The sequence below is a fragment of the Arthrobacter sp. Y3223164 genome, assembly GCF_059091005.1.
The window spans coordinates 1-5,820 of the sequence record NZ_JBNHGF010000166.1 but is presented as its reverse complement, the minus strand read 5'-3'; the positions used below and the strand labels follow the sequence as shown (position 1 = coordinate 5,820).

At 67.9% G+C, this 5,820-nt stretch carries 6 protein-coding genes; 2 read left to right on the top strand and 4 right to left on the bottom strand.

Going from position 1 to position 5,820, the window contains the following annotated elements; translation table 11 throughout:
- Window positions 1-374: dihydroorotate dehydrogenase (locus AC5RUJ_RS09700; protein ID WP_494155803.1), on the bottom strand; the 374-nt coding region annotated here is incomplete at its 3' end.
- A 92-nt stretch (window positions 375-466) separates the two neighbouring features.
- Here AC5RUJ_RS09700 and AC5RUJ_RS09695 point away from each other — a divergent pair.
- Window positions 467-1,483, top strand: a complete 1,017-nt coding sequence (locus AC5RUJ_RS09695; protein WP_494074479.1) for an alpha/beta hydrolase — start codon at window positions 467-469, stop codon at window positions 1,481-1,483.
- A gap of 24 nt (window positions 1,484-1,507) precedes the next feature.
- Here the strand turns inward: AC5RUJ_RS09695 and AC5RUJ_RS09690 are convergent, their stop codons facing one another.
- From AC5RUJ_RS09690 to leuA, 3 genes are all read right to left on the bottom strand, one after another.
- Complete coding sequence (locus AC5RUJ_RS09690; protein ID WP_494025930.1) at window positions 1,508-2,308, bottom strand: isoprenyl transferase; 801 nt, start codon at window positions 2,306-2,308, stop codon at window positions 1,508-1,510.
- Window positions 2,305-3,057, bottom strand: a complete 753-nt coding sequence (gene recO, locus AC5RUJ_RS09685) for a DNA repair protein RecO (RefSeq protein ID WP_494023061.1) — start codon at window positions 3,055-3,057, stop codon at window positions 2,305-2,307. Before recO ends, AC5RUJ_RS09690 begins: the two co-directional genes overlap by 4 nt.
- Before the next feature lie 68 nt (window positions 3,058-3,125).
- Window positions 3,126-4,877, bottom strand: a complete 1,752-nt coding sequence (gene leuA / locus AC5RUJ_RS09680; RefSeq protein WP_494023060.1) for a 2-isopropylmalate synthase — start codon at window positions 4,875-4,877, stop codon at window positions 3,126-3,128.
- A gap of 211 nt (window positions 4,878-5,088) precedes the next feature.
- Here leuA and AC5RUJ_RS09675 point away from each other — a divergent pair.
- Window positions 5,089-5,820: M13 family metallopeptidase (locus AC5RUJ_RS09675; protein ID WP_494155802.1), on the top strand; the 732-nt coding region annotated here is incomplete at its 3' end.

Genomic DNA, 5,820 nt, shown 5'->3' with positions numbered 1-5,820 from the left:
GCGCCGTCGTTATTGAAGCCCATCCGGTTGATCACGGCGCGGTCCTCGACCAGCCGGAACAGCCGGGGCTGCGCGTTGCCCGGCTGCGCGCTCCCGGTGATGGTGCCGACCTCCACCGCGCCGAAACCCAGGTCGGCCAGCGCCTCGATGCCGAAACCTTCCTTGTCGAAGCCCGCGGCCAGGCCGAACGGCGAGGGGAAGGTCAGGCCCAGCGCCGCGGTGGCCAGGGACGGATCCGGGCGCGTGACGCGGCGCAGCACTGCCCCTGCCCCGCACCGGTGCGCGGCACGGATGAGCTGGAAACCGATTCGGTGGGCACGCTCGGCGTCCATCCAGGAGAACGCGGCGCGGAAGAAGGCGGGGTAGAGGCGCATGGTCCTAGTTTTCCGTGCGGAGGCCGCCGCACCAAACCGTGTCCACCCGGCGATAACATGGGGGCAGCAACCGGACAGAGAGGAAGGACCACGTGGCGACGGCAGCCGACTGGCAAGAAGACATCCTCGGCCCGGAGTTCGAGTCCACGGTCCTGCAAGTGCCGGCCCCCGGCGGGCGGGAGCAGCGGGCGACGCTGATCCGCTACCTGCCGCACTCCCCGCAGCGCTCCCCCGGCGGGCACGCCGTCCTGTATGTGCACGGTTGGAGCGACTATTTCTTCAACACGGAACTGGCGGAGTTCTGGCACCGCCAAGGCGTGGCGTTCTTTGCGCTGGACCTGCACCATCACGGACGCAGCCTGCGGGAGGGGGATCCGGCGGGCTTCGTGACGGACCTGCGCCAGTACGAGGACGAGATTTCGCTGGCGCTCGATCTGATCCGTGAGGAACGCGGCCAGTCGGAGACGAAGATCACACTGATGGGACACTCCACCGGAGGGCTGGTGGCGGCCCTGTGGGCGGCGGAACACCCGGGCGAGCTGCGCGCCCTGGTCCTGAACAGTCCCTGGCTGGAAATGCACGGCAGCTCCCTGGTCCGGCGAGCCGCCGGCGCGGTGCTGGACCCCTTGTCCCGGCTCAAGCCGGAAACCGAGATCAAACTGCCGGTCCGGGGCTTCTACTACCGCAGCATCAGCCGCACCGCCGAGGGCGAATGGGATCTGGACCCCAGGCTGCGGCCGCCGGAGTCCTTCCCCGTGCGCGCCGGTTGGCTCAGCGCCATCTGGGAGGGACAGTCGAAGGTCGCGAAGGGGCTGAAGCTCGAGATCCCGGTGCTGGTGATGTCTTCGACGCGCAGCATGAACGGCTCGGTCTGGCACGAGGACATGAGGAGCACCGACGTGGTGCTGGACATCCGCACCATGACCGAGCGGGCGGTCCGGCTGGGATACAGCGTCTCCATCGAGCAGGTGCATGACGCCCTGCACGACGTGTTCCTCTCCCGCACCGACGTGCGGCGGGACGCCTATGCCCGGCTGCAGCGCTGGGCGCAGGCCTACGTGTTGCAGGACGACCGGACCGAGGACCTTACGGACACCCAGCAGCGGTAGTACGGCCGCCGCGGTTGCAACCGGCTAGGCCCCGCCGGCCGCGGCGGCGTCCACCGCTCCCCCGTACCGCCGGTCGCGGCGGGCGTAAATGTCGATGGCTTCCCAAAGGGTGCGGCGGTCCACATCGGGCCAGAGGGTATCCATGAACACCATCTCCGCATACGCGGACTGCCACAGCATGAAGTTGGAGAAACGCTGCTCCCCCGACGTCCGCAGGAACAGGTCGACGTCCGGCAGGTCCGGCTCGTCGAGGTAGCGCTGCACGGTCTTTTCCGAGACCGACGACGCCCGCAGCCGTCCGGCCGCAACGTCGGCGGCGATGGCGGCGGCGGCATCGGCAATTTCCGCCCTCCCGCCGTAGTTCACGCACATGGTCAGGGTGCAGGTGGAGTTTCCGGCCGTCTGTCGCTCGGCGACCTCCAGTTCGTTGACCACCGACTTCCACAACCGGGGCCGGCGGCCGGACCAGCGGATCCGCACCCCCCAATCGTCGAGCTGGTCGCGCTGGCGGCGCAGCACATCCCGGCTAAAGCCCATCAGGAAGCGGACCTCTTCCGGGGACCGCTTCCAGTTCTCGGTGGAAAAGGCATACACGCTGACGTGTTTGACCCCGATTTCGATCGCGCCGGCCATCACGTCCAGCAGGGCCGCTTCCCCGGCGCGGTGCCCCTCGGTCCGCGGCAGCCCGCGCTGGTTCGCCCAGCGGCCGTTGCCGTCCATCACGATGGCCACGTGTTCCGGGACCAGCGCCGGAGGCAGGGCGGGCGGTTTGGCGCCGGAGGGATGCGGCCATGGCTGCTGCGGTTGCCGGGAAATCGGGGTCACACTCGCTCCACATGCTTGAGGGATTTCAGGGTTCGTTCAAGGTGCCACTGCAGGTAACTGGCCACTAGGCCGGCGGCCTCACGGCGCGGGCCGGCGGCGGAGGCGTCCGCTGCCGGCCAGTCTCCGGAGAGCAGGGCGGCGAGCAGCTGCATCGTTTCCGGTGCGGGCGAGGCCGACCCGGGCGGACGGCAGTCGTGGCATACCGCGCCGCCCAGCGGAGCGGCAAAGGCGGTATGCGGCCCCTGGGCGCCGCACCGGGCACACTGGTCGAAGCTCGGGGCCCAGCCCGCCGTCGCAAGCGCCCGCAGCAGGTAGGAATCCAGGATCAGCTCGGGCGCGTGCACGCTGCGGCTGAGCGCCGAGAGCGCGCCGATGACCAGCCCGTACTGCGCTCCTGCCGATTCGCCGTCGACGTCGGTGAGTTTTTCCGCCGTCTCGCAGATGGCGGCGGCGGAGGTGTACTTGGTGTAGTCGGCGGCGATGTCCCGCCCGTACGGCCCGACCATCTGGGCCTGCGTAACGATGTCCAGGCTCCGGCCGGAGACCAGCTGCAGGTCCGCGACCATGAAGGGTTCCAGCACCGCGCCGAACTTGCTGCTGGTGCGGCGCACGCCTTTGGCAACCGCCCGGATCTGGCCGTGCTGCCTGGTGAGCAGCGTGATGATCCGGTCGGCCTCGCCGAGTTTGTGGGTCCGCAGGATGACGCCCTGGTCCCGGTACGTGCGGGAGGCGAAGGATCTGTTGGACACCGTCCCATTCTCCCACTAAAGCGGGCTCCCCCGCCGCGGCACGGCAGGGAAGCCCGCTGGACGGTTCCCTAGAGCGAGCCGGCGGCCTTGGCGCCTTCGTCGCGGATGGCGCGGTTCACCGCGGACACGACGGCTTTCAGGGAGGCCATGGTGGTGTTCGTGTCAATGCCGATGCCCCACAGCACCCGGTCGCCCACGGCACACTCCACGTAGGCGGCGGCCCGGGCGTTGCCGCCCTCGGAGAGCGCGTGCTCGGTGTAGTCCAGTACCCGCACATCCACGCCGTCCTGCCGGAAAATTTCCAGCAGCGCGGCGATCGGGCCGTTGCCTTCGGCCGTGCGGCGGCTCTGGACGCCGTCCACGCCCATGGTGGCGGTCAGCTGGAAGGAACCGTCATCGGCGCTGTCGGTCTTGACGGATCCCAGGGTGTAGTGGCCCCACCGGTTGTCCGGGGTCGGCAGGTACTCGTCGGTGAAGGTCTCCCACAGCTGCGCGGGGCTGACCTCGCCGCCCACGGTGTCCGTGCGCCGCTGGATGACGCCCGAGAACTCGATCTGGGCGCGGCGCGGCAGGTCCAGGTTGTGCTCGTGCTTGAGCAGGTAGGCCACGCCGCCCTTGCCGGACTGCGAGTTCACCCGGATCACGGCTTCATAGCTGCGGCCCAGGTCCTTCGGATCGACCGGCAGGTAGGGCACCGCCCAGACGAGTTCGTCCACCGTCTTGCCCTGGGCGTCCGCGTCGGCCTCCATGGCCTCGAAGCCCTTCTTGATGGCGTCCTGGTGGGAGCCGGAGAATGCGGTGAACACCAGGTCGCCGCCGTACGGGGAGCGTTCGGGCACCGGCAGCTGGTTGCAGTATTCGACGGTGCGGCGCACTTCGTCGATGTTGGAGAAATCGATCATCGGGTCGATGCCCTGGCTGAACAGGTTCAGCCCCAGCGTCACCAGGTCCACGTTGCCGGTCCGCTCGCCGTTGCCGAACAGGCAGCCCTCGATCCGGTCGGCGCCGGCCAGGTAGCCCAGTTCCGCCGCCGCCACCCCGGTGCCGCGGTCGTTGTGCGGGTGCAGGGAGAGGATCACGTTCTCGCGGTTGTTCAGGTTCCGCGACATCCACTCGATGGAATCGGCGTAGACATTCGGGGTGGCCATCTCCACCGTGGCCGGCAGGTTCAGGATGACGTTCCGGTCGGCGGAGATCTCGAAGACGTCGGTGACGGCGTTGCAAATGCGGGCCGCGAATTCCAGTTCCGTGCCGGTGTAGGACTCGGGCGAGTATTCGTAGGTGATCTCGGTGCCCTTCAGGCCCTCTTCATACTTCCGGCACAGCCGGGCGCCCTGCAAGGCGATGTCCACGATGCCGTCCTGGTCTTCCCGGAACACCACCCGCCGCTGCAGCACGGAGGTGGAGTTGTACAGGTGCACGATGGCGCGGCCGGCGCCGGCGATGGACTCGTAGGTGCGCTCGATCAGGTGCTCGCGGGACTGCGTGAGGACCTGGATGGTCACATCATCGGGGATCCGGTCGCCTTCGATCAGCTGGCGGACAAAGTCGAAGTCGGTCTGCGATGCGGACGGGAAACCGACTTCGATCTCCTTGTAGCCCATTTTCACCAGCAGGTCGAACATCTTGTGCTTGCGTTCGGGGCTCATCGGATCGATCAGCGCCTGGTTCCCGTCGCGCAGGTCCACGGCGCACCAGCGCGGGGCCTTCGTCATCACTTTGTCCGGCCAGGTGCGGTCGGGCAGTTCTACGGCGATCTGGTCCTGGAAGGGAATGTACTTATGGATGGGCATTCCGGAGGACTTTTGTGCGTTTCGCATTTTGGTGTGTGGCCTTTTCTCATGTGAGCTAATCGAAAAATTTTGGCCGGGCAACACAAACTCCGCAGCGAGGGTTCGGCCTGTCAAACAGTAGTTCGCGTGGCCTCGCCGCGGCAGCTAAGAAGGAGCATTCCTGCGCGCACAATTTCACACTAGCACGGTGCGTAGGATGTGAGGGAATAGATGAAAGCAACGAAGAAATGAGGCGCACATGAGCCGCTCCGGCATCGTGTTGTCCAACGTCGACCCGGCCGTCCGCCCGCAGGACGACCTCTTCCGGCACGTGAACGGGAAGTGGCTGGCGGAGACCGCCATACCCGACGACCGGGCGCTGGAAGGCTCCTTCACGGCCCTGCGCGACGCATCCGAAGAATCCGTGCGGGCCATCATCGAAGACGCCGCCGCGCACCCGGATCCCACCAGCCCGGCGGGTAAGATCGGCGTCCTCTACGCCGGTTTCATGGACACCGACACGGCCGAGGCCAAGGGCTTCTCGCCGCTGGCGGAGCAGTTCGCCGCGATCGCGAAGATTTCCGACCGGGACGGGCTGCGCGAGGCCATCGGGGCCTTCAGCCGCAGCGGCGCCGCGTATCCGCTCGCGTTCTTCGTCAACAACGACGCCGGCGACCCCACCCGCTACCTGATCTACCTGTACCAGGCGGGACTGGGCCTGCCGGACGAGGCGTACTACCGCGAGGACGACTTCGGCCCCATCCGCGAGGCCTACCGGGACTACGCCCGGAAGATGCTGCAACTGGCCGGCTTCGACCCGGTGCAGGCGGACGCGGCACTGGATCTGGAGCACAAGCTGGCGGCCGGCCACATGGACAAGGTCTCCTGCCGCGACCCGCAGCAGACCTACAACCTGCGCACCGCCGGGCAGGTGGCCGCCATGGCGGACTGGATGCCTGACTGGCTGGCGGCACTGGGCCCCGAAGCGGGC

Bases quoted from the DNA above. Each gene is read 5' to 3' on its own strand.
- leuA (WP_494023060.1), bottom strand. From the start codon at position 4,877: ATGCGAAACGCACAAAAGTCCTCCGGAATGCCCATCCATAAGTACATT.